This window comes from Methylobacterium sp. WL8, assembly GCF_008040045.1.
Lineage (GTDB): Bacteria > Pseudomonadota > Alphaproteobacteria > Rhizobiales > Beijerinckiaceae > Methylobacterium > Methylobacterium cerastii.
Window position 1 is genome coordinate 1 of sequence record NZ_VRVF01000023.1, and the last position, 18980, is coordinate 18980.

Sequence of the window (18980 nt, forward strand, 5' to 3'; positions counted from 1 at the left end):
CGTATCTGTGCTGCCTGCCGAACATGACGGTGATGGCGGCGGCCGACGAGGCCGAGCTGGTGCACATGGTGGCGACCTGCCACGCGCACGATTCCGGCCCGATCGCGCTGCGCTACCCGCGCGGCGAAGGCGTGGGCGTCGAGATGCCGGAGGTCGGCGTCCCGCTGGCGATCGGGCGCGGCCGGATCGTGACGCGGCCGGAGAACGCGCGGGTGGCGCTGCTCTCGCTCGGCACGCGCCTGGGCGAGGCGCTGAAGGCGGCCGAGACGCTGTCGGCGGCGGGCATCGCGGTGACGGTGGCGGACGCGCGCTTCGCCAAGCCGCTCGACGAAGCGCTGATCCTGGATCTCGCGGCCAGCCACGAGGTGCTGATCACCCTGGAGGAGGGCTCGCGCGGTGGGTTCGGGGCGATGGTGCTGCACCTGCTCACCGAGCGCGGGGTGCTGGACGCGATGCGGCTGCGGGTGCGCACTATGACGCTGCCGGACGCCTACCAGGACCACGACAGCCCCGACAAGATGTACGCCGAAGCAGGCCTCGACGCCGCCAGCATCGTCAAAAAGGTCGAGGAAATCCTGCCCGAGCGGAAGGCGCGGCCGAGCAACGTCGTCAGCGTCGGTCGCCGCCCGCGCTGAGCGCCGGCCGACCGACGCTCAGTCCGCCTCGCCCTGCATCGCCCGGCGCTGGCGGTCGAGCTCATCGCTGTAGCGCTTCAGCGTGTGGCTCTCGGTGAGCATGCCGATCACCCGCCGGTCGTCAAGCGTGTCGACGACCGCCAGGGCCTCGCTCTCGGTGCGATCGAAGGCCGCGGACGCCTCCTTGGCGTTGAGTTCCGGCGTCAGCACGTCGTCCGAGTGATGCAGCACCTCGGCGAGCGTCGCCGGCCTGCCGGCCTCGTCGCGCGCCGCGGCGTGGGCCTCGGGCACCAGGACGATGCCGGCATAGCGCCCGGCTTCATCGACGACGATCACGCGCGAGGGCGAGCCGAGCGGGTGGGCGCGCAGGAAGGTCGCCATCGGCGTGTCGAGGGGGATGGTGCGCACGTCCTTGCGCATCAGCCGGCCCACCGTGAGGCTGCGGATCCATCCGACATCGTGGGCGCTGCGGATGCTCTCGCCGCGTAGGTGGAAGCGCCACGTCGCGAAGGAATAGCCGAAAGTCTTCCGCACGGTGAGCGAGGAGGCGATCACCGCGACCAGGACGAGGCCGGTGATCGGCAGGCTGCCGGTCACCTCCAGCGCCAGGAACGTCATGGTGAGCGGGCCGCCGATGACGGCCACCGCGAGCGCGCTCATGCCGATGACCGCGTAGGCGAGCGGCGTCAACCCGAAGGCGGCGAGCCCCGGGATCACCTCGGGCGCGACCGTCGCGAACAGCTTGCCCGCGAGCGCCCCGAGGAACAGCGAGGCGAAGAACAGGCCGCCGCGGAACCCCGACCCGATCGAGATCGCCGAGGCCGTCGCCTTGCCGACGAACAGCAGCGCGAGCGCCACCGTGCCGTAGCCTTCGGCGCCGTCCGCAAAATGCACGTGCAGGGCGCCGTGGCCGCCGGACAGGACCTGCGGGCCGATCGCGAGGGCGAGCGCCCCGACGCAGAGCCCTCCGAGCGCGGGTCCTGCCGCCCGCGGGATGCGCGTCGCCGCCACCCCCTGCTCCACCAGCGTGACCCCGCGCATGATCAGGATGCCGAGGCCGGCGCAGAGCAGGCCGAGGACCAGGCTCGGCAGGGTGTCGGCGCCCGTCACCGCCGCCGTCGTCACCGCCTGCACGTTATCGAGGGCGACGAGGGGCTGGGCCGCGACCAGGCCGCGCGAGACCAGGCTGCCGCAGAGCGCGGCGACCATCACCGGCGTCAGCGTCGCGATCGAGTAGGTGCCGATGATCAGCTCGAAGGCGTAGAACGCCCCAGTCAGCGGCGCGCCGAAGGCGGCGGCGATGGCGGCGGCCGAGCCGCAGCCGACCAGCGTGCGCAAGTCGTTGCGCCGCATCTCGAAGGCGATGCCGAGGCGCGAGGCCAGCCCGCCGCAGATCTGCGTGTAGCCGGCCTCCAGCCCAACCGAGGCGCCGCTTCCGTTCGAGATCACGTTCTGAACCGCGACGTAGAGGCTGTCGCGCAGCGACATCCGGCCGCCATGCAGGGCGTTGGCCTCGATCGGATCGATCACCGGCCGCCTGCGCCGTCCGCGGACCGCGCTGGCGGCAAGGATCACGAGGCCGAGCAGGATGCCGCCGAGGCAGGGGCCGAGCAGCAGAGCCAGCGGCGTCACGCCGTCGGCCGCGCTCAGGCGGGTGCCGTGCGGCAGGCGGTACAACGTCTCGCGAAGGGCTTGCGTCGCGACGGTCATGCCCGCGACCGCCGCGCCGGCGACGCATCCCGTCACCCCCGCGAGCACCACCAGGCCGACTTCGCTCCGGCGGACGAGGACGCGGAGCCGGCCGGGCGCCTGGACCACGGTGGCGCGCCCCCAACGGCGCCGCGGGGGTTCGGCGGTCTGGCTCATCGTAGGGCGGGCTTGGAACGACGGGTCACCCCCGATCCTTTAGGACGTCGGTCCGCCCGTCGTCCACAGACGGATGCGCGTTCTCCAACCCGCTTGAAATGCCGACGCCGCCACGATACACCCCGCCGCAGTGCCGCCGTAGCTCAGTTGGTTAGAGCGCTAGATTGTGGATCTAGAGGTCCCCCGTTCGAGCCGGGGCGGTGGTACCATCGAATTTTCGGGTGGTCGAAGGGGTTGGCGGATCGCCAGCCCCTTTTTCTTTTCGGGCCCACGGGGCATGACCGGACGCCCTCATGGGACTCGTCCGCCCGTAGGGCTCCCGTTCGACCGGAGAAGGCTTTCGCGTTCTATGGCGGCACCGCGCTCCAGAACTTCGGCGCCGTTAGCATCTGGATGCGGGTGGAGCTCTACGGCGCGTTATAGCGCCGCCTCGGGCTGACCCCGGACATCCGCGAAGGGTCGCGAGCCGATCAGACCACGCCGGCCCGGAGCAGGTCGTGGATGTGGAGGATGCCGGCGGGGCGGCCGTCCTCGACCACGAAGATCGCGGTGATGCGCTTGCGGTTCATCACCTCAAGGGCGGCACTCGCCAGGAGGTCGGCCTCCACCACGACGGGGGCGGCGGTCATCACCTGCTGCACGGTGGTGTCGAGGATCGCGGGTCCCATGTGGCGGCGCAGGTCGCCGTCGGTGACGATGCCTATCAGGCGCGCATCCGCGTCGATTACGCCGACGCAGCCGTAGCGGCGCCGGGTGATCTCGATCAGTACGTCGGACATGACCATGTCGTCGGGCACAAGCGGGACCTCGTCGCCGGTGTGCATGAGCTGGCGCACGGTCTTCAGGCGCGCCGCGAGGGTACCGCCCGGATGCAGGGTCTTGAAGCGCGCCGAAGTGAAGCCGCGGCTCTCGACCAGGGCCACCGCCAGCGCGTCGCCGAGCGCCAGCTGGATCAGGCTCGAGGTGGTGGGGGCGAGGTCGTGCGGGCAGGATTCGCGGACCTTCGGCAGGGCCAGCAGCACGTCCGCCGCGCGGCCGAGGGTGCTGTCGGCGTTGCAGGTGATCGCGATCAACGGAATCGAGAAGCGCCGGGAGAAGCTAACGAGGTCGCCGAGTTCCACCGTCTCACCCGACCAGGACAGGGCGACGATCACGTCGTCGGGGGCGATCATGCCGAGGTCGCCGTGGCTCGCCTCGGTGGGATGGACGAAGAAAGCGTGCGTGCCGGTCGAGGCCAGCGTCGCGGCGAGCTTGCGGCCGACATGGCCGCTCTTGCCGATACCGCAGACGATGACGCGGCCCTTCACCGACACGATGGTCTCAACCGCACGCTCGAAGGCGGCGCCGAGGTCGCCCTCCAGAAGGCCGATCACCTCGTCGAGGGCCGACATGCCGAGGCGGAGGCTGCGCACCGCGATGGCGCGGCTGTCGCCCTCCCCCGCGGCGACCGCGTGCAGGCGGGGCGCAGACGGCTTCGCGGGCTTCTGCGCGATCGGGAACGCGGTCACGTGCGACATGGGGCATCCGCAAAGGATCCCGGCATCGAGAACGCGCGCCGGGCTGGCTGAAACGGCATCTTGCCCGTTTGGCGGGCGTCGCCGAGGCATAGGTTCCGGCCGTGGTTTAAATGTGACGGCGTGATGTCGCAGAGCGCCTGTCGCGAAGCCGGCTCAGCGCGGCACCAGCGTGAAGTCGGGCGCATGCTCGGGCTGGGTCGTCACCACCGCCGCCGGCAGGACAGGCTTGGTGTCGGCGAGGCAGATCCGGAAGCGGCCGACGATGCGGGCGAGCGCGAGCACCGCCTCGGTCAGGGCGAAGTGCGCGCCGATGCAGACCCGAGGGCCGACGCCGAACGGGAGGTAGGCATAGCGCGGGATCGTCGGCGCCCCGGGCAGGAACCGGCCCGGGTCGAAGGCGTGCGGGTCGTCCCAGAGGCGGTTGTGCCGGTGCAGCACCCACGGTGAGATCATCACGATGTCGCCGGCCGCGATCTCCACGCCGGCGACGCTGTCGGCCTGCAGCGCCCGCCGGACGATGACGAAGGCCGGCGGGTAGAGCCGCATCGTCTCGTCGATCACTGCGCGGGTCAGCGGCAGCCGCCCGTCCTGAGCGCAGCCGGCCGGGGCGGTGAGGTCGGCGCCCTGCGCCTCGCGCGCCACCTGCTCCTGCAGGTCGGGCGCGAGAGCGAGGAGGTAGGCCGCCCAGAACAGCAGCACGGCGGTGGTCTCGTGGCCGGCGAGGATCATCGTCGCGACTTGGTCGCGGACCTCGGCATAGGTGAAGGCCGCCCCGCTCTCCGGGCTGCGGGCCGCCATCATCAGGTCGAGCAGGTCGCGGTTCGTGCGCGGCGTCGCGTCGGCAGCCCGCGCTTCGATGATTTGGCTGAGGAAGGGGGTCCAGCGCTTCCGGAATCGCGCCCGCGGGAAGTCGAGGGGCGCGCGCCAGGTCGGCGGCATCACGATGTCGAGGAGGTGGGGCCGGCCGAGCCGCTCGGAATACTCGGCGATGAAGCCGCGAAGCGCGTCGCCGTGCCGGTCCATCGCCACCGAGAACATGCTGCGCCCGGCGATCTCCAGCGCCAGCCTGTGCAGGCTCGAAAACAGCGCGACGGGTCCGCGCGCGGCGGCGACCTCGAGGTCCACGATCGCGTCGCCGATCGCTTGGTCGATCAGCGGCACCAGCCCGTCGATCGCCTTCGGCGTGAACGCCGGCGCGAGCGAGCGCCGCTGGTGGCGCCAGGGGGTGCCTTCGCTGATCAGCAATCCGTCGCCGAGGATGGGACGGAGGATGCGGACGGAGCCGGCGGTGCGGGCGTAGTTCGCCTGGTTGTCGACGAGCACGCGCCGGATCGCATCAGGATCGCTCAAGGTGAAGCTCGACCGCCCGAGCAGGCTGCGGCGGGTGATCGGCTCCTCGTAGGCTTGGCGCGGCCAGCCGACGAGGGCGTTGGTTCGCAGCGCCCCGAGATAGGAGAGGATCGGAGGCTCGCGCTCCGGCGGAACCCGGAACGGCGGCACGATCCGCGGCGTCGCGGGGCGCGAGCCTGCGGAGTCCTTCGTCGCCGTTGGGTCGAGAGCCGCCGTCATGTCCGTCCTCTACCGACCGGGTCGCAGCCTGTCGCGCCGCCCCGTCGCAATCCGCCCCGCGGGGAAAACCGGTGCGAGAGCCCCTGCGATGCGGCGCCCTTCTACACGCTTGCGCGGAACGGCGTGAGGCCGACGATCCGCCTCAGCCGGCGATGAAGAGGCCCGCGATGGCGGCACTCGTGAGGTTCGACAGGGTGCCGGCCAGGATGGCACGCAGGCCGTAGCGGGCGATCTCGGAGCGGCGCTCGGGCACGAGGCTCGAGAAGCTCGCGAGCTGGATCGCGATGGACGACAGGTTGGCGAAGCCGCAGAGCGCGAAGCAGACGATCGCTTGGCTCCGCGGATCGAGGACGCCGCCCTTCAGGGCGGGCGAGATGTTGGCGTAGGCGAAGAACTCGTTGAACGCGAGCTTCTGGCCGATGGCGCCGCCGACCAACGTCGCGTGCTCCCACGGCACGCCGAGCAGCCACGCGAGTGGCGCGAGCGCGGCGCCGAGGATGGATTGGATCGAGGCCGCCGGATATCCGGCGAGCCCGCCGACATAGCCGACGAGGCCGTCGGCCAGAGCGATCAGGCCGACGAAGGCGATCAGCATCGCGCCGACGGCGACCGCGACCGCGAGGCCCTTCTGCGTCCCGTCGGCGGCGGCCTCGATCAGGTTCGCCGCCCGGGTCTCCCCGAAGGTGACGCGGGTCGTCGCGATCCGCGTCGGCTCGGTCGAGGGCATCAGCAGCTTGGCGTAGAGCAGGCCGCCGGGGATCGCCATCAGCGAGGCGGCCAGCAGGTAGGTCATCGGCACGCCGAGCGCCGCGTAGCCGGCCAGGATCGAGCCCGCGGTGGAGGCGGCGCCGCTCGTCATCACCGCGAACAGCTCGGCCCCGGTGAGCAGCGCCAGGAACGGCCGCAACGCCACCGCGATCTCGCTCTGGCCGATGGCGATGGTGATCACCGCCGAGAACGACTCGATCGGGCTGGTGCCGACCACGCGGCGCAAGCCCTCGCCGACGATCCGGGCGGCGGCCTGCATGATCCCGAGGTGATAGAGCACGCCGATGAGTGCCGAGACGTAGAGGATCTGCGGCAGCACCCGCAGAGCGAGGATGAAGCCGCTACCGCCGAACAGCTCGAACATCCGTGGCTCAACGAGGCCACCAAAGAGGAACGCGGTGCCGCGGTCGCCGTAGCCGAGCACGGTCTGGACGAAGCCCGCCGCCGCCGCGAGCCCCGCTTGGCCCGCGGGCACGAACAGCACGAGGGCGCCGAGCCCGGCCTGGAGACCGAGCGCGGCCAGCACCACGCGCGGGCGGATCGCCCGACGGTTCGTGGAGAACAGGACGGCGACGGCGAGCAACAGCACGATGCTGAGGCCGGCATGCAGGAGGCGATCGGACATCGGTCCCTTGAAAGCGCGTTGGCTCGACGAAGATCATGGAAGCTTCGCGCCAAGCGCTCGCCGACGCCACCGCCCAAAAGGCGTTTGACCGCCGGTGATGCGCGAATGCGGCGCTCGGCGACGCCGGAGCCTGTTCATGGCGCCGGGGCGAACCTAACCTGCTCGGCCAAAGGCACGGCCGGCACGCTCGTGCGAACCTCACCGACTACCTGGAGCGGACGACAACATGGCGAGCCTGCGCGCGCATCTCGCGTCCTACATGGTCAGGCGCAACGTCCGGAACCGGCTCGGGGCGATGGACGACGTGGCAAAGATCCGCGCCGTGTTCGGCGGCCGGACGTTCCCCGACCCGGCCGGCGCGACCTACGAGGCCGGCACGGTCGGCGGCATTCCGGGCGAATGGGTCAGGCCGGCCCGTGCGAAGGGGCCGGAGCGGCGGCTGCTCTACCTGCACGGCGGCGGCTTCGTCGCCTGCTCGCCGAAATCCCACCGCCCGGTGACGGGCGCGCTGGCCGAACGCGGCTTCACCATCTTCGCCCCCGACTACCGGCTCGCGCCGGAGCATCCGTTTCCGGCCGCCACCGAGGACGCTTGCGCGGCCTGGAACGCCTTCGCGGCGCACGGGCCGGCTTCGATCGCAGGCGATTCTGCCGGCGGCAACCTCGCTTTGGTGGCGATGCTCTCGGCCCGCGACCGGGGGCTACCGTTGCCGACGGCCGCGGCCCTGTTCTCGCCCGTCACCGACTTCCTCGCCCGCGACGGTTCGCGCGTCAGCAATGCGCAGCGCGACGCGATGTTCGACCCGCGGGCGATGCTCAACCTCGGGCCGCTGTATCTCGGCGGCGCCGACCCGGGCGACCCGCGGATCTCGCCGCTCTTCGCGGACCTCGCCGGCCTGCCACCGCTGCTGTTCCATGTCGGCGAGCGCGAGGTGCTGCGCGACGACTCCGTGCGGATGGCCGAGAAGGCGCGCGCGGTCGGCGTCACCGTCTCGATCACGGTGTTCCCCGTGGTCAGCCACGTCTGGCAGTTCGCCCACAGCATGCTGCCGGAGGCGCGCGCGTCGCTGGACGGTGCGGCGGAGTTTTTGCGCGCCGCCGCTGAGGTCGTTCCGGCCGGCTTCGCTCCGCGGCAACGGGCTCGCGCATGACGGAACGCGGTGCGGCGATCGGCCGTTGAGGAGGCAAGCTGCGCCGTCGGTCGGCGCCAACCTCGCGGAGAGAGCCATGAGCCTGATCGGACGCATCGTCACCAAGCTTCTCGGGAACGAGGACCGCCAGGTGGTCCGAGACGACCGCAACGCGAGCTCGGCCTCGCCGATCGGCCGCCTCGTCACGAAGATTCTGGGCAAGTAGTCGCCCGCACCGAACCAGCACAACGAACGCGTAGGAGGTGACCATGGTGGATACGGATCGCATCGTCGGCGGTGCCAAGGAACTCGGCGGCAAGATCCAGGGGGCGGCCGGCGACTTCGTCGGGTCGAACCGCGACTCCGCCGAGGGGCGCCTGCGCGAGGCGCAAGGGCGCGCGCAGGACGCCTACGGACAGGCGAAGGACACCGTGCGCAACGTGGCCGACGAGGCCGGCGACCGCGCGCAGGACGCCTACGGCCAGGCCAAGGATGCCTACGGCCAGGCTCGCAGCAAGATCCGCGATGTCGCCGACAACGTCACGGACTACGCCGCAGATGCTTACGATCGTCGCGGCGACTACCTGCGCGACGGCCGCGAGGCGGTGTCTTCGCGGGTCGAGGAGAACCCGCTGGTGGCGCTGCTGATCGCAGGCGCCGTCGGCTACGGCCTGGCCCTGCTGCTCCACGGGCGTCGCTGACGTCGAGGCGTCTCGAAAGCGGGGCGCGACCTCGAAACACCCCGGCGGACCTGTCCGGCGGGGTGTTCTCGTTTGGCCTATTGCGCGGTCCAGCCGCCATCCATCGAGATGTTGGTGCCCGTGATCTGGCTCGCCGCGTCCGAGCACAAGAACAGGGCGAGCGCAGCCACCTGATCGACGGTGACGAACTCTTTCGTCGGCTGCGCCTTGAGCAGCACCTCGTCGATCACCTGCTCCTTGCTGAGCCCGCGCGCCTTCATCGTATCGGGGATCTGCGCCTCGACCAGCGGCGTCCAGACGTAGCCGGGCGAGATGCAGTTGACCGTGATCTTGTGCGTCGCGAGTTCTAGCGCCGCGGTCTTCGTCAGGCCGGCGATGCCGTGCTTGGCCGCGACGTAGGCCGACTTGTAGGGCGAGGCGACCAGCGAGTGCGCCGAGGCGGTGTTGACGATCCGTCCCCAGCCGCGCGCCTTCATCCCCGGGATCGCCGCCTGCATCGCGTAGAAGGCCGAGGACAGGTTGATCGCGATGATCTGCTCCCACTTCGCGCCGGGAAACTCCTCGATCGCCGAGACGAACTGGATGCCGGCATTGTTGACGAGCACGTCGACCGAGCCGAACTTTTCCTCCGCCTCGCGCACCATGTCGCCGATCTCGGACGGCTTCGACATGTCGGCGGCCGAATAGTGTGCCCGCACGCCGAACTCGGACTCGATCGCGGCCCGCGCCGCCTCGATCGCGTCGGCCTCCCCGAAGCCGTTCAGCACCACGTTCGCCCCGTCGCGCGCCAACGCGCGGGCGATGCCGAGCCCGATCCCGCTGGTCGAGCCGGTGACGAGCGCGGTTCTGGATATCAGGGTCATGCGGGGCTCCGGGATGGCGGCTGGATGTCGCGAAAGCCTGCCCGATGCACCGCCGGTTGTCGACGCATCCAGGTCACGGACCGGTCAGGGCGTCACATCGGCGGCGCCCGTCTCGGCCTCGAACGCGCTGGCGAGGTAGGCGCGCACGAACCCCGGCATCGCACCGTCGAGGTCGTCGGCGCCGCGAACGGTCACGATGCCGGAGAGTTCCGGCTCGTCCTCGCGCAAGGCGTAGAGTTCCATGCGCTCGACGAGGGCTGCGGCCGGCTCGGTGAAGCGCACGGGGCGCAGGAAGGCGAGCTGCCCCTCGCCGCGCAGGCACACCCATTCCTCGGTCGCGGCGTCCGGCACCCGCAGGCCGGTCTCCTCAAGAAGCTCGCGCGCGGCGCTGCCGGAGAAGTCGACGGACTCTCCGCGCACGTCGTCCAGGTCCGGCGTGCCGCAGGGGAAGTAGATCTGCCCGGCGTTGGCGGTGTGCGGGCCCATCCGCCCGAGCAGCACCGCACCGTCGGCGCTCCATGGCACGATCGCCGCGAAGGCGTTGGCGACGTGCCCGTCCGGCGAGCCGCCGTCGCGATAGGCCAGGAACCGCGAATACGGCGTCTTGAACAGGTCGAGGCGGCAGGTGTCGTCGTCGATCGCGCAGCCGCAGGCGACGAGCACCGGCCCGTCGAAAAGGGCGGGCTGCGCCGCGCGGCGGCGCCTCCAATTGTCGTCGATGCGCGCGGCGTTGTCGCGCGCCCAGGCCCAATCGTAGGTCACCAGCCGCGCTTCGAGCCGCGCGAGGCGGACGACCTCGAAGCCGTAGGGCCGCGGATCCGGCGTCGGGCGGTCAGACATGCAGCAGTCCTTCCGAGACGATCAGCGCCGCACCGCCGATCTCGACCGAACGCAGCGCGCCGGCCTCGATGACGAGCTGCAACGCGATCTCGCTCGGGCGGCCCATCGCGACCCCTTGCGTGATCGCCACGTCGTGGGTGCCGTCGCCAAGGGTCTCGAACTGCATCAGCACGCCGGCGAAGGCCGCCGCCGCGGAACCCGTCGCCGGGTCTTCGGGAACGCCGAGCGCCGGCGCGAACATCCGGGCTTGGAACGCCCGTGCGCCGCCCGCCTCGTCCGGCGCGTAGAGGAAGAAGCCGTCCTGCGAGCCCGCAAGCGTACCCGGCTGTGCTGCGTCGAGGCGGGCGCGCGACGCCACCGGGACGAAGGTGAAGCTCGGGCCCACGCCGTGCCGGCTCGGACGATACCGGCCGAAGCCGACGTCTTGCGCCGTCAGCCCGAATGCCGCGGCGAGTTCGGCGGCCTCCGCGGCGTCGCCGAGGGACTCGGGCAGGATCGGGAGTTTGAAGCGGGCGCGACCCTCACCGTCGCCGACCTCGACGACGCAGGGGATCGTGCCGACCGTCTCCTCTAGGCCGAACGCGACGGCGTCGGCGGTCCCGGCATTCTCCGCGCGCAGGGCCAGCAGCACGGCGGTGCCGATCGTCGGATGCCCGGCGAAGGGTAGCTCGCGGGCCGGCGTGAAGATGCGCAGCCTTGCCAGGTGCCGCGGGTCGTCCGGAGGCATCACGAACACCGTTTCGGACAAGTTGAATTCGCGGGCGATGGCCTGCATCGCCGCCGTGTCGAGCCCGCCGGCGTCGAGCACGACGGCGAGCGGGTTGCCGGCGAGCGCCTGCGTCGTGAACACGTCGAGGGTGACGAAGCGGCGTGGCATCGCAGTTCCTTCCTTCTCGCTCAGACCGTCTCGACCGGGAACGTCTCGGTCGGCGCGACGAACTCGTCCTGCGCCGCCACCGTCAGGATCTCGCGCGAGCCTTCGGCGAGGGTTCGCCGCAGGATCCCGTGGACCGAGGCCGCGGCCATCCCGAGCGCGAGCGCCGCCGAGCGCGTGCGGGCGTAGTGCACGAGGAACAAGGCGGCGATGCAGTCGCCCGCCCCGTTGACCGACAGGTCGAGGCGGGGCGTGCGCACCCGCCAGAACGTGCCGCCTTCGCCGGCCAGCATATCGATGGCGTCGGCCGGCGTGGCATCGGTGGCGAGCGAGGTCACCAGCACCACCCGCGGGCCGCGGGCCTGCAGCGCGGCGACGGCGCGCTTGGCGTCGGCGAGGGTGCTGCTGGTCAGGCCGGTGAGCAGGTCGAGCTCGAACTGGTTCGGCGTCAGGATGTCGGCGGCGGGCACCGCGCGGTCGGCCATGAACTCGGCGATGCCGGAGCGGACGTAGACGCCGCGGCCGGTGTCGCCGATCACTGGGTCGCAGGCGTAGAGCGCGCGCGGGTTCTCCGCCCGCACCGCCGCGACCGCGCCAAGGATCGCGGTCCCGATGTCGGCCGAGCCCATGTAGCCGGAAAGCACGCCGTCGCAGGACCCGAGCACCCCGCGCTCGCGGATGCCGGCCACGAGGTCCTCCACCGCCGGCCCGTCGAACACCCGGCCACGCCAGGCGCCGTATCCGGTGTGGTTGGAGAACTGCACTGTGTGGATCGGCCAGACCTCGACCCCGAGCCGCTGCATCGGAAACACCGCGGAGGCGTTGCCGACATGGCCGTAGGCGACGTGCGACTGGATCGACAGGATGTTCATCGCGATGTCTCCCCGCGGCTCTTCCGCGCGCATCGGTCCCGCGGCGTGTTACCGGCTTTCGGCACCGCGCGCACCCGGCGCGGCTCACCCTGGAAAAGACAGGTCATGGACTTCGAATCGCTGCGTGCCTCCGCCCTCGCCTTCGTCGAGGCGCATCGCGCCTGGACACCGCTGATCGTCGGGGTGCTCGCCTTCTGCGAATCGATCGCCTTCCTGTCGCTGCTGGTGCCGGCCACCGTGATCCTGGTCGGGATCGGGGCGATGGTCGGCGCGGCCGACATCCCGTTCTGGCCGGTGGTGGCCGCCGCGGCTTTGGGTTCGGCGCTCGGCGACTGGCTGTCCTACGAGTTCGGCCGGTACTACGGCGAGGGCGCCAAGCGGCTTTGGCCGATGCGGCGCTACCCGGAGATGGTCGCCAAGGGCGAGGTCTTCCTCAAGCGCTGGGGCGCGGCCGCGGTGGCGGTCGGGCGGTTCTTCGGGCCGGCCCGCGCGGTGGTGCCGCTGATCACCGGGATGTTCGGCGTCGCCCGGCTGCCGTTCCAGCTGGCCAACGTGCTCTCGGCGATCGTCTGGGCCTTCGTGCTCCTGGCGCCGGGCGCCGGCCTGCTCGCGTGGTTTCAGCGCTGATGCGGCGGTTCCCGCCCGAGCGCATCGTCTGTCTCACCGAGGAGACCGTCGAGACGCTGTACCTACTCGGCCAGGACCACCGCATCGTCGGTGTCTCGGGGTACGCGGTGCGCCTGCCGCAGGTCCGGCGGGAGAAGCCGCGGGTGTCGGCCTTCACCAGCGCGGACCTGCCGAAGATCCTGGCGCTCGAGCCCGACCTCGTCCTCGCCTTCTCCGACCTGCAGGCGGCCATCGCCGCCGACCTCGCCCGCGCCGGCGTCGCCGTACACCTGTTCAACCAGCGCGACGTGGCCGGCTGCCTCGCGATGATCCGCACGGTCGGCGCGCTCGTCGGCGTGCCGGACCGTGCGGAGGCCCTGGCGCAGGGCTACGCCGACGACCTCGCGCGGGTGGCCGCCGAGGTCGCCGGTCGGCCGCGGCCGCGGGTCTACTTCGAGGAGTGGGACGCGCCGATGATCTCCGGCATCGGCTGGGTCTCCGAGCTGGTCGGCATCGCCGGCGGCGACGACGTGTTTCCCGAGCACGCCCGGATGGCCGCAGCCAAGGACCGGATCGTCGGGCCGGAAGCGGTGATCGCTGCGGCGCCCGACGTGATCCTCGCCTCTTGGTGCGGCAAGAAGGTCAACGTCGCGCGGATCGCGGAGCGGCCGGGATGGGCGGCGATCCCGGCGGTGCGGGACGGGCGCATCCACGAGATCAAGTCGCCGCTGATCCTGCAGCCCGGGCCGGCGGCGTTCACCGACGGGTTCGCCGCGATCCGCGCCGCGCTCGCGTGATCTCCCGCCGCAGGTGACAAGGCGAGTCAGGCCTTGGCAAGATGCCACGTCCCGATTCGGCACAGGCCGCCACACGAGAGACGATGCCGTCAGCCCTCGCCCACGCTCTCCCGGCCCAAGCCGCGCCCGATCTGGTCCTGCCGCCCGACCGGCGCCAGTCGCCGACGGCGCTGAAGATCCAGCGCGGCGTCCGCCGTCTATTCTCCGAGATGGGGTGCGCCACCCTGCCCGAGTTCTCCCTGGTCAACGGCCGGCGGGCCGACGTGATCGCACTCTGCGGTGCCGGGAGACTGACCATCGTCGAGATCAAGTCGAGCGTCGCCGACTTCCGCGCAGACCGGAAATGGCCCGACTACCGCGACTTCTGCGACCGGTTCTTCTTCGCGATCCCCGATACGGTGCCGGAATCCCTGATCCCCGAGGAATGCGGCCTGATCGTCGCCGACGCCTTCGGCGGGCTGGTGGTCCGCGAGGCGCCCGAGCACCCGCTCTCCGGCCCGCGCCGCAAGGCGGTGACGCTGCGCTTCGCCCACAGCGCCGCCCGCGTGCTGCACGGCCTCGCCGACCCGGGCGCGATCCGCGACGGGGCGCTTTGACGGCTGGGCCGACGGGGACCGGAGGCCGTCGAACGAATTGTCGATCGATCAGGCTGCTCGGTGCTACGCTTTCGCAGCGTGACGGGGGCGACTAAGCTCGCGGGCGGGATCGCGGTCCCCGACCGTCACCGGGAAATGGTTTCGATGCGCGCCTTGATCGGGATCGTCACAGCACTCCTCCTCGCGGGGCCGGCCGCGGCGCAGACCGTCGTCCGGATCGGTCTTTCGGCGCCGCTCACCGGGCCGGATGCGGCCTTCGGCCAGGGCATGCGGCTCGCGGCCGAACAGGCGATCGCCGACCTGAATCGCGCCACCGGCACGTCCGGCCGCAAGCTGGCGCTGGTCGTGGCCGACGATGCCGGCGAGGCCAAGCAGGGCGCCGTGGTCGCCCGGCGGTTCGCGGCGGACGGCATCCGCCTCGTGGTCGGCGCTCTCGAATCCTCGGTCGCGGCCGCGGTGGCGCCGCTCTACGAGGATGCGGGTGTCGTCCTGGTGACGCCGGGCGCGTCCTGGGCTGCGCTGACGCAGCGTGGCTATGGGAACATCTTCCGTGTCGCCCCTGGCGACGCGCAGCAGGGCGCGGCGGCCGGCCGTTATCTCCTCGTGCACGAGCCCGGGCGGCGGATCGGCGTCGTTCACGACCGCACCACCTTCGGACGCGATCTCGCAGACGCGGTTTCGCGCACGCTGAAGGCGGGTGGCGACCCGGAGGTGGCGTTCGAGAGCCTGCCGCGCGGCAGCCGCGATGCCACGGAACTGGTAACGACCCTGAAGGCGGCCCGCGTCGAGGCGGTGTATTTCGGCGGCCTAGCTCCGGAAGCGGCGACCCTGCTGCGCGCGATGCGGGATGCCGGCCTCGGCGCCCGCATGGTGGCGAGCGACGGCATCCTCGACCGCGATTTCGCGAGCCTCGCGGCGACCGCTGGCGAGGGCACGGTGATGACCGTTCCCGTCGAACCGGTTCGCTTGCCCGAGGCGAAAGGTCGGCCGCCGCGCACCGCGGAGGCCGATGCGGTCGCCGGCCCGACCTATGCGGCGGTGGAGGTGCTGGCGCAGGCGCTCGACCGCGCGAAATCGCAGGACTCGCGCAGGGTCGCTGCGGCCTTGCGAGGCGCGCCCTTCCGCACGATCCAGGGCGAGGTCGCCTTCGATGCGCAGGGCGACCTGCGCGAGGGGGCCGTGTCGCTGCGGGCGTGGAAGCGCACGCCGGACGGGCGGCTCGACTATGCCGGCAACGAGGTGGCGCCGTAGAATCGGTCGTTCCGCGGAGAAATCGTGCAGGAACGATGCTTTTTATGTCGACGCCGTCGCGACGACGTTGCGGCAAAGCTTGCCTGCATGGCGGCGGCCCCCTACATCGTGCCGACGCTCGACGGCGTGGCGCCTCCGGATACGGACCCGCCGCCGCGGCGGACATCGAATTGCCGTGACGAACGATCGTGCGCCGGAACGCCTGCTTCCAGACGGTCCGACTGGAGAGGGTGAATGGCGAAAGAAGAATTGATGCAGTTCGACGGTCTCGTTCTCGAGATCTTGCCGGATGCGCGCTACCGGGTACAGCTGGACCAGGGCCACGAGATCGTCGCCTACACCGCCGGCAAGATGAAGAAGAACCGCATCAAGACGCTGGCCGGCGACCGCGTCACCGTCGAGATGTCGCCTTATGACCTGGAGAAGGGCCGCCTCGTGTTCCGGCACAAGGACGAGCGCTCCGCCGGCCCCCGTCCGCCGGTGCGCGGCGGTCAGTTCCGCCGCCGCTGAGCGGCCGCCGATTCCCGCGCCCGTCCGGACCGCTGCTGCCTACCCGCTCCTGACGTTGACTGCCCTGCTCTGGGCGGGCAACGCCGTCGCGGGCCGGTGGGCGCCGGGCCATGTCTCGCCCCAGGCGATCACCTCGCTGCGCTGGGGCGTGGTCTGCGTCGTTCTGGGGCTGCTCGCCCGCAGGCGCATCGCCGCCGACTGGTCGGGCATCCGCGGTCACTGGCGGCTCGTGTTGCTGATGGGCGGCCTCGGCTACACCGCGTTCAACAGCCTGTTCTACGCTGCCGGGACCTACACCAGCGCGATCAATCTCGCCCTGTTCCAGGGCTCGATCCCCGTGCTGGTGATCCTGCTGAACTACGCCCTGTATCGCACCGCGGTCACGCCCGGCCAGGTGGTCGGCGTGCTCGTCACCCTCGTCGGCGCGACGGTGGCGGCGACGCACGGCGACTGGCACGTGCTCGCGACCCTCGACTTCAACCGCGGCGACGTGCTCGTCTTCATCGCCTGCCTGCTCTACGCCGGCTACACCCTCGCCCTGCCGCATCGCCCGGCGATTTCCGGGCTGACGTTCTTCGCGGCGATGGCGCTGATGGCCTTCCTTACCTCCCTGCCGCTCCTGGCGGTCGAGGCGGCGGCCGGTCGGCTGATCTGGCCGGGGGCGCAGGGCTGGGCGATCGTGGTGTTCGTCGCGCTCGGGCCGTCGCTCGCCGCGCAACTGTTCTTCATGCGCGGCGTCGAGCTGATCGGGCCGAACAGGGCCGGCCTCTTCGTCAACCTCGTGCCGATCTTCGGCGCAGGCCTCGCCGTGCTGGTTGTCGGCGAGCCGTTCGGGATCAACGAGGCCCTGGCGCTCGCCCTGGTGCTCGGAGGCATCTTCTGCGCGGAACGCCTCGGGCGCGGCGCGCCGCCGGCCATCGCCGAGCCGGCGGCGCCGCGAGACCGTCGCACGCCCTGATCGCGGCCGGCGGGATCGCCGGCCACGGGGATCAGTCGGCTTATTCGCAGACCCGGACGCGGCGGACGAACACGTCGCCATAGGCGTCGACCGAGCGGCGGCGCTCGAAATGGCAGACGGGGCCGTAATCTTCCTCGACATAGACCGGGCGCGGCGCGCGGTAGACCGGCTGGCCGGGGTAGTAGCCGTTCTGCGAGGACGCGATGGCGCCGCCGACGGCGAGGCCGCCGAGCACGCCCAGCGCGGCCGCACCGCCGGCGCCGATGCCGTCGCGGGCTTGCGCCCCCGGCGCGACTGCCACGAGGCTCCCTGCGACGAGAGCAACGGAAAGATATCGGATCATGGTTCGTCCCCTCTGGGTCTGTCGTGGCCGCAATGTCCGGCCAGGTCGTAAACGAAATGCGAATGCCCCGGGCTTCGCCGCCTGCCACGAAGATCACATTCGTGTTGGGCCTCGGATCGTTCGATAGAACAAACTTGCTTTGAGGCAAATCTTCGGCGCGCGCCCTCGGCCACCACTCACACCCGCGCGAGGCGCAGCGACAGCGGCCAGCGCACGGTGCGAAGCTGGCCGCCCGGCCCCCATGATGCCGCGAGCGCTTCATGGAAAGCGTCGACGGCCCCGCGACCGATCGCCTTCTCCAGCCCACGCAGGGCCGACCACGTCTCGACGTAACCGATCAGGTCGGCAAGAGACCACGCCACCGTGATCGCGAGGTCCGGTGCGGCGATTTCCGCGAACGGGAAGGGCAGCGATTGGTAGCCGTCCTCGACGTGTCGGCGCTCGGGCGGCCAGTACGGCCCGACCACGTCGTCGTAGAAGTGTCGGACCGCTCCATCTGGTTCGCCCTCGACGTGCAGGATGCCGTAGCTGACCAGCGCCAGCACCGCGCCCGGCCGGGCGATGCGGCGGACCTCGTCGTAGAACGCGGCAAGGTCGAGCCAGTGGGCCGCCTGCGCTACGGTGATCAGGTCGGCGCTCGATGTCGCCAACTCGCTCCGCTCGGCCGGCGCGGTGCGGTACGTGACACGGGGATGCGGCGTCGCGTTCGCGATCTGCGCGGCGCTGGCATCGGTGGCGACGACGTCGCCGAAATGCGCGGCGAGCTGCGTCGAGAGCTGCCCGGTGCCGCAGGCGGCGTCGAACGCCAGCCCACGTCCGGGCGCGGCCTCGGCGAGGAACGCCGCGAGGCCCGCCGGATAGGTCGGCCGGTGGGCCGCGTAGGCGGCCGCCTGCGACGAGAAGTGGTCCTTGAACGCCGGGTCCATCGTCGCCGCCTCGTCGTCGCCTGTCGCCGGATCAGGGTAGCCCTGCCAGCGGTTTCGAAGAAGCCGCCGCTTGACGGCGCCGGTCATTCCGGCTGCAACCGGGCCGAACCGCAACGGAAGGGACCGAGATGGCGACACGAGGCTTCGTCGGCCGGCGCAGTCCGGAGGAGACGCAGAAGCGGCTTCCGCCGGGACAGCACCGCGTCGAGGATTTCCCGATCCTCCAGATCGGGCCGAACCCGACGATCGACCTTGCGACGTGGCGCTTCACCCTTCGCGAGGGCGCCAAGCCGCTGAAGTCCTGGAGCTGGGACGAATTCCAGGCGCTTCCGCGCACCGCCTGGCAGGGCGACATCCACTGCGTCACCAAATGGTCGAAGTTCGACACCGGTTGGGAGGGCGTGAGCTTCGACGACCTGCTTGCCGACGCCCGCATCGCGGCGCCGACGGATTTCCTGCTCGCCGAGGGCTACGACGACTATTCCACCAACGTCCCCGTCGCCGACCTCGCCGGCGGGCGCGCGATGATCGCGACGCATTACGAGGGGGCGCCGATCGAGCCGGACCACGGCGGTCCGGCCCGCTTGTTCGTGCCGCACCTCTACCTGTGGAAGAGCGCGAAATGGCTGAAGGGCCTGCGCTTTACCAAGAAGGACGAGGCCGGCTTCTGGGAGATGCGCGGCTACCACATGTACGGCGACCCTTGGCGCGAGCAGCGCTACACCAGTGATTGA

At 71.2% G+C, this 18980-nt stretch carries 21 protein-coding genes and 1 tRNA gene; 12 read left to right on the forward strand and 10 right to left on the reverse strand.

Features of this window, described 5'->3' with window-relative positions; genetic code table 11:
* Positions 1-635 (forward strand): transketolase C-terminal domain-containing protein (locus tag FV234_RS10615; protein WP_281407955.1); only part of this gene is annotated, 635 nt, incomplete at its 5' end.
* Between the two features lie 18 nt (positions 636-653).
* Here FV234_RS10615 and FV234_RS10620 read toward each other — a convergent pair.
* A complete protein-coding gene (locus FV234_RS10620; protein WP_147829195.1) occupies positions 654-2501 on the reverse strand; it encodes a chloride channel protein in 1848 nt (615 codons plus the stop codon).
* A gap of 132 nt (positions 2502-2633) precedes the next feature.
* Here FV234_RS10620 and FV234_RS10625 point away from each other — a divergent pair.
* A tRNA-His gene (locus tag FV234_RS10625) sits at positions 2634-2710 on the forward strand.
* 261 nt (positions 2711-2971) lie between these two features.
* On the opposite strand, the gene FV234_RS10630 is transcribed toward FV234_RS10625, so the two are convergent.
* The 3 genes from FV234_RS10630 to FV234_RS10640 form a co-directional block, all read right to left on the reverse strand.
* The gene (locus FV234_RS10630; protein WP_147829197.1) at positions 2972-4018 is read right to left on the reverse strand and encodes a KpsF/GutQ family sugar-phosphate isomerase; all 1047 of its coding nucleotides are present in this window, start codon (positions 4016-4018) and stop codon (positions 2972-2974) included.
* A gap of 153 nt (positions 4019-4171) precedes the next feature.
* A complete protein-coding gene (locus FV234_RS10635; RefSeq protein ID WP_147829199.1) occupies positions 4172-5587 on the reverse strand; it encodes a cytochrome P450 in 1416 nt (471 codons plus the stop codon).
* Positions 5588-5729: 142 nt separating this feature from the next.
* The gene (locus FV234_RS10640; protein WP_147829201.1) at positions 5730-6980 is read right to left on the reverse strand and encodes a nucleoside transporter C-terminal domain-containing protein; all 1251 of its coding nucleotides are present in this window, start codon (positions 6978-6980) and stop codon (positions 5730-5732) included.
* Positions 6981-7206: 226 nt separating this feature from the next.
* On the opposite strand from FV234_RS10640, the gene FV234_RS10645 reads away from it, so the two are divergent.
* The 3 genes from FV234_RS10645 (at position 7207) to FV234_RS10655 (ending at position 8810) form a co-directional block, all read left to right on the forward strand.
* A complete protein-coding gene (locus FV234_RS10645; RefSeq protein ID WP_147829203.1) occupies positions 7207-8130 on the forward strand; it encodes an alpha/beta hydrolase in 924 nt (307 codons plus the stop codon).
* A gap of 76 nt (positions 8131-8206) precedes the next feature.
* Positions 8207-8335 carry a TFIIS helical bundle-like domain containing protein gene (locus FV234_RS10650; RefSeq protein ID WP_147726177.1) on the forward strand — a complete coding sequence of 43 codons (129 nt, stop codon included), beginning with the start codon at positions 8207-8209 and terminating at the stop codon, positions 8333-8335.
* A 43-nt stretch (positions 8336-8378) separates the two neighbouring features.
* Entirely contained in the window at positions 8379-8810 is a 432-nt protein-coding gene (locus FV234_RS10655; protein ID WP_147829205.1) for a CsbD family protein, read from the forward strand.
* Between the two features lie 77 nt (positions 8811-8887).
* Here FV234_RS10655 and FV234_RS10660 read toward each other — a convergent pair whose 3' ends face one another.
* The 4 genes from FV234_RS10660 to pdxY form a co-directional block, all read right to left on the reverse strand.
* Positions 8888-9673, reverse strand: a complete 786-nt coding sequence (locus tag FV234_RS10660) for a 3-hydroxybutyrate dehydrogenase (RefSeq protein ID WP_147763226.1) — start codon at positions 9671-9673, stop codon at positions 8888-8890.
* Between the two features lie 84 nt (positions 9674-9757).
* On the reverse strand, positions 9758-10513 hold the full coding sequence (locus tag FV234_RS10665) for an NUDIX hydrolase (protein ID WP_147829207.1): 756 nt from the start codon (positions 10511-10513) through the stop codon (positions 9758-9760).
* Positions 10506-11390: a PhzF family phenazine biosynthesis protein gene (locus FV234_RS10670; RefSeq protein WP_147829209.1), complete on the reverse strand. Its 885-nt coding sequence runs from the start codon at positions 11388-11390 to the stop codon at positions 10506-10508. Before FV234_RS10670 ends, FV234_RS10665 begins: the two co-directional genes overlap by 8 nt.
* A gap of 20 nt (positions 11391-11410) precedes the next feature.
* Positions 11411-12259 carry a pyridoxal kinase PdxY gene (gene pdxY, locus FV234_RS10675; RefSeq protein ID WP_147829211.1) on the reverse strand — a complete coding sequence of 283 codons (849 nt, stop codon included), beginning with the start codon at positions 12257-12259 and terminating at the stop codon, positions 11411-11413.
* Between the two features lie 105 nt (positions 12260-12364).
* Here pdxY and FV234_RS10680 point away from each other — a divergent pair, with 105 nt between their 5' ends.
* The 6 genes from FV234_RS10680 (at position 12365) to FV234_RS10705 (ending at position 16977) form a co-directional block, all read left to right on the forward strand.
* Positions 12365-12886, forward strand: coding sequence for a DedA family protein (locus FV234_RS10680; protein ID WP_147829213.1), 522 nt, complete (start codon positions 12365-12367; stop codon positions 12884-12886).
* On the forward strand, positions 12886-13662 hold the full coding sequence (locus FV234_RS10685) for a cobalamin-binding protein (protein WP_147829215.1): 777 nt from the start codon (positions 12886-12888) through the stop codon (positions 13660-13662). Before FV234_RS10680 ends, FV234_RS10685 begins: the two co-directional genes overlap by 1 nt.
* A gap of 83 nt (positions 13663-13745) precedes the next feature.
* Positions 13746-14258 carry an MmcB family DNA repair protein gene (locus FV234_RS10690; RefSeq protein WP_147829217.1) on the forward strand — a complete coding sequence of 171 codons (513 nt, stop codon included), beginning with the start codon at positions 13746-13748 and terminating at the stop codon, positions 14256-14258.
* Positions 14259-14402: 144 nt separating this feature from the next.
* A complete protein-coding gene (locus FV234_RS10695; RefSeq protein ID WP_147829219.1) occupies positions 14403-15509 on the forward strand; it encodes a branched-chain amino acid ABC transporter substrate-binding protein in 1107 nt (368 codons plus the stop codon).
* Positions 15510-15743: 234 nt separating this feature from the next.
* Positions 15744-16019: a translation initiation factor IF-1 gene (gene infA / locus FV234_RS10700; protein ID WP_147025743.1), complete on the forward strand. Its 276-nt coding sequence runs from the start codon at positions 15744-15746 to the stop codon at positions 16017-16019.
* Positions 16020-16074: 55 nt separating this feature from the next.
* The gene (locus FV234_RS10705) at positions 16075-16977 is read left to right on the forward strand and encodes a DMT family transporter (RefSeq protein ID WP_246686166.1); all 903 of its coding nucleotides are present in this window, start codon (positions 16075-16077) and stop codon (positions 16975-16977) included.
* Positions 16978-17017: 40 nt separating this feature from the next.
* On the opposite strand, the gene FV234_RS10710 is transcribed toward FV234_RS10705, so the two are convergent.
* Together FV234_RS10710 and FV234_RS10715 are read right to left on the reverse strand one after the other, a co-directional pair.
* Positions 17018-17320, reverse strand: coding sequence for a hypothetical protein (locus FV234_RS10710; RefSeq protein ID WP_147753009.1), 303 nt, complete (start codon positions 17318-17320; stop codon positions 17018-17020).
* A 176-nt stretch (positions 17321-17496) separates the two neighbouring features.
* Entirely contained in the window at positions 17497-18333 is an 837-nt protein-coding gene (locus FV234_RS10715; protein ID WP_238272975.1) for a class I SAM-dependent methyltransferase, read from the reverse strand.
* 41 nt (positions 18334-18374) lie between these two features.
* On the opposite strand from FV234_RS10715, the gene FV234_RS10720 reads away from it, so the two are divergent.
* On the forward strand, positions 18375-18980 hold the full coding sequence (locus FV234_RS10720) for a sulfite oxidase-like oxidoreductase (RefSeq protein WP_147753008.1): 606 nt from the start codon (positions 18375-18377) through the stop codon (positions 18978-18980).

Excerpts from the sequence above, each read along its gene's own strand:
- FV234_RS10620 (WP_147829195.1), bottom strand. The coding sequence starts at position 2,501 with ATGAGCCAGACCGCCGAACCCCCGCGGCGCCGTTGGGGGCGCGCCACC.
- FV234_RS10630 (WP_147829197.1), bottom strand. The coding sequence starts at position 4,018 with ATGTCGCACGTGACCGCGTTCCCGATCGCGCAGAAGCCCGCGAAGCCG.
- FV234_RS10635 (WP_147829199.1), bottom strand. The coding sequence starts at position 5,587 with ATGACGGCGGCTCTCGACCCAACGGCGACGAAGGACTCCGCAGGCTCG.
- FV234_RS10640 (WP_147829201.1), bottom strand. The coding sequence starts at position 6,980 with ATGTCCGATCGCCTCCTGCATGCCGGCCTCAGCATCGTGCTGTTGCTC.
- FV234_RS10645 (WP_147829203.1), top strand. The coding sequence starts at position 7,207 with ATGGCGAGCCTGCGCGCGCATCTCGCGTCCTACATGGTCAGGCGCAAC.
- FV234_RS10650 (WP_147726177.1), top strand. The coding sequence starts at position 8,207 with ATGAGCCTGATCGGACGCATCGTCACCAAGCTTCTCGGGAACGAGGAC.
- FV234_RS10655 (WP_147829205.1), top strand. The coding sequence starts at position 8,379 with ATGGTGGATACGGATCGCATCGTCGGCGGTGCCAAGGAACTCGGCGGC.
- FV234_RS10660 (WP_147763226.1), bottom strand. The coding sequence starts at position 9,673 with ATGACCCTGATATCCAGAACCGCGCTCGTCACCGGCTCGACCAGCGGG.
- FV234_RS10665 (WP_147829207.1), bottom strand. The coding sequence starts at position 10,513 with ATGTCTGACCGCCCGACGCCGGATCCGCGGCCCTACGGCTTCGAGGTC.
- FV234_RS10670 (WP_147829209.1), bottom strand. The coding sequence starts at position 11,390 with ATGCCACGCCGCTTCGTCACCCTCGACGTGTTCACGACGCAGGCGCTC.
- pdxY (WP_147829211.1), bottom strand. The coding sequence starts at position 12,259 with ATGAACATCCTGTCGATCCAGTCGCACGTCGCCTACGGCCATGTCGGC.
- FV234_RS10680 (WP_147829213.1), top strand. The coding sequence starts at position 12,365 with ATGGACTTCGAATCGCTGCGTGCCTCCGCCCTCGCCTTCGTCGAGGCG.
- FV234_RS10685 (WP_147829215.1), top strand. The coding sequence starts at position 12,886 with ATGCGGCGGTTCCCGCCCGAGCGCATCGTCTGTCTCACCGAGGAGACC.
- FV234_RS10690 (WP_147829217.1), top strand. The coding sequence starts at position 13,746 with ATGCCGTCAGCCCTCGCCCACGCTCTCCCGGCCCAAGCCGCGCCCGAT.
- FV234_RS10695 (WP_147829219.1), top strand. The coding sequence starts at position 14,403 with ATGCGCGCCTTGATCGGGATCGTCACAGCACTCCTCCTCGCGGGGCCG.
- infA (WP_147025743.1), top strand. The coding sequence starts at position 15,744 with ATGGCGAAAGAAGAATTGATGCAGTTCGACGGTCTCGTTCTCGAGATC.
- FV234_RS10710 (WP_147753009.1), bottom strand. The coding sequence starts at position 17,320 with ATGATCCGATATCTTTCCGTTGCTCTCGTCGCAGGGAGCCTCGTGGCA.
- FV234_RS10715 (WP_238272975.1), bottom strand. The coding sequence starts at position 18,333 with ATGACCGGCGCCGTCAAGCGGCGGCTTCTTCGAAACCGCTGGCAGGGC.
- FV234_RS10720 (WP_147753008.1), top strand. The coding sequence starts at position 18,375 with ATGGCGACACGAGGCTTCGTCGGCCGGCGCAGTCCGGAGGAGACGCAG.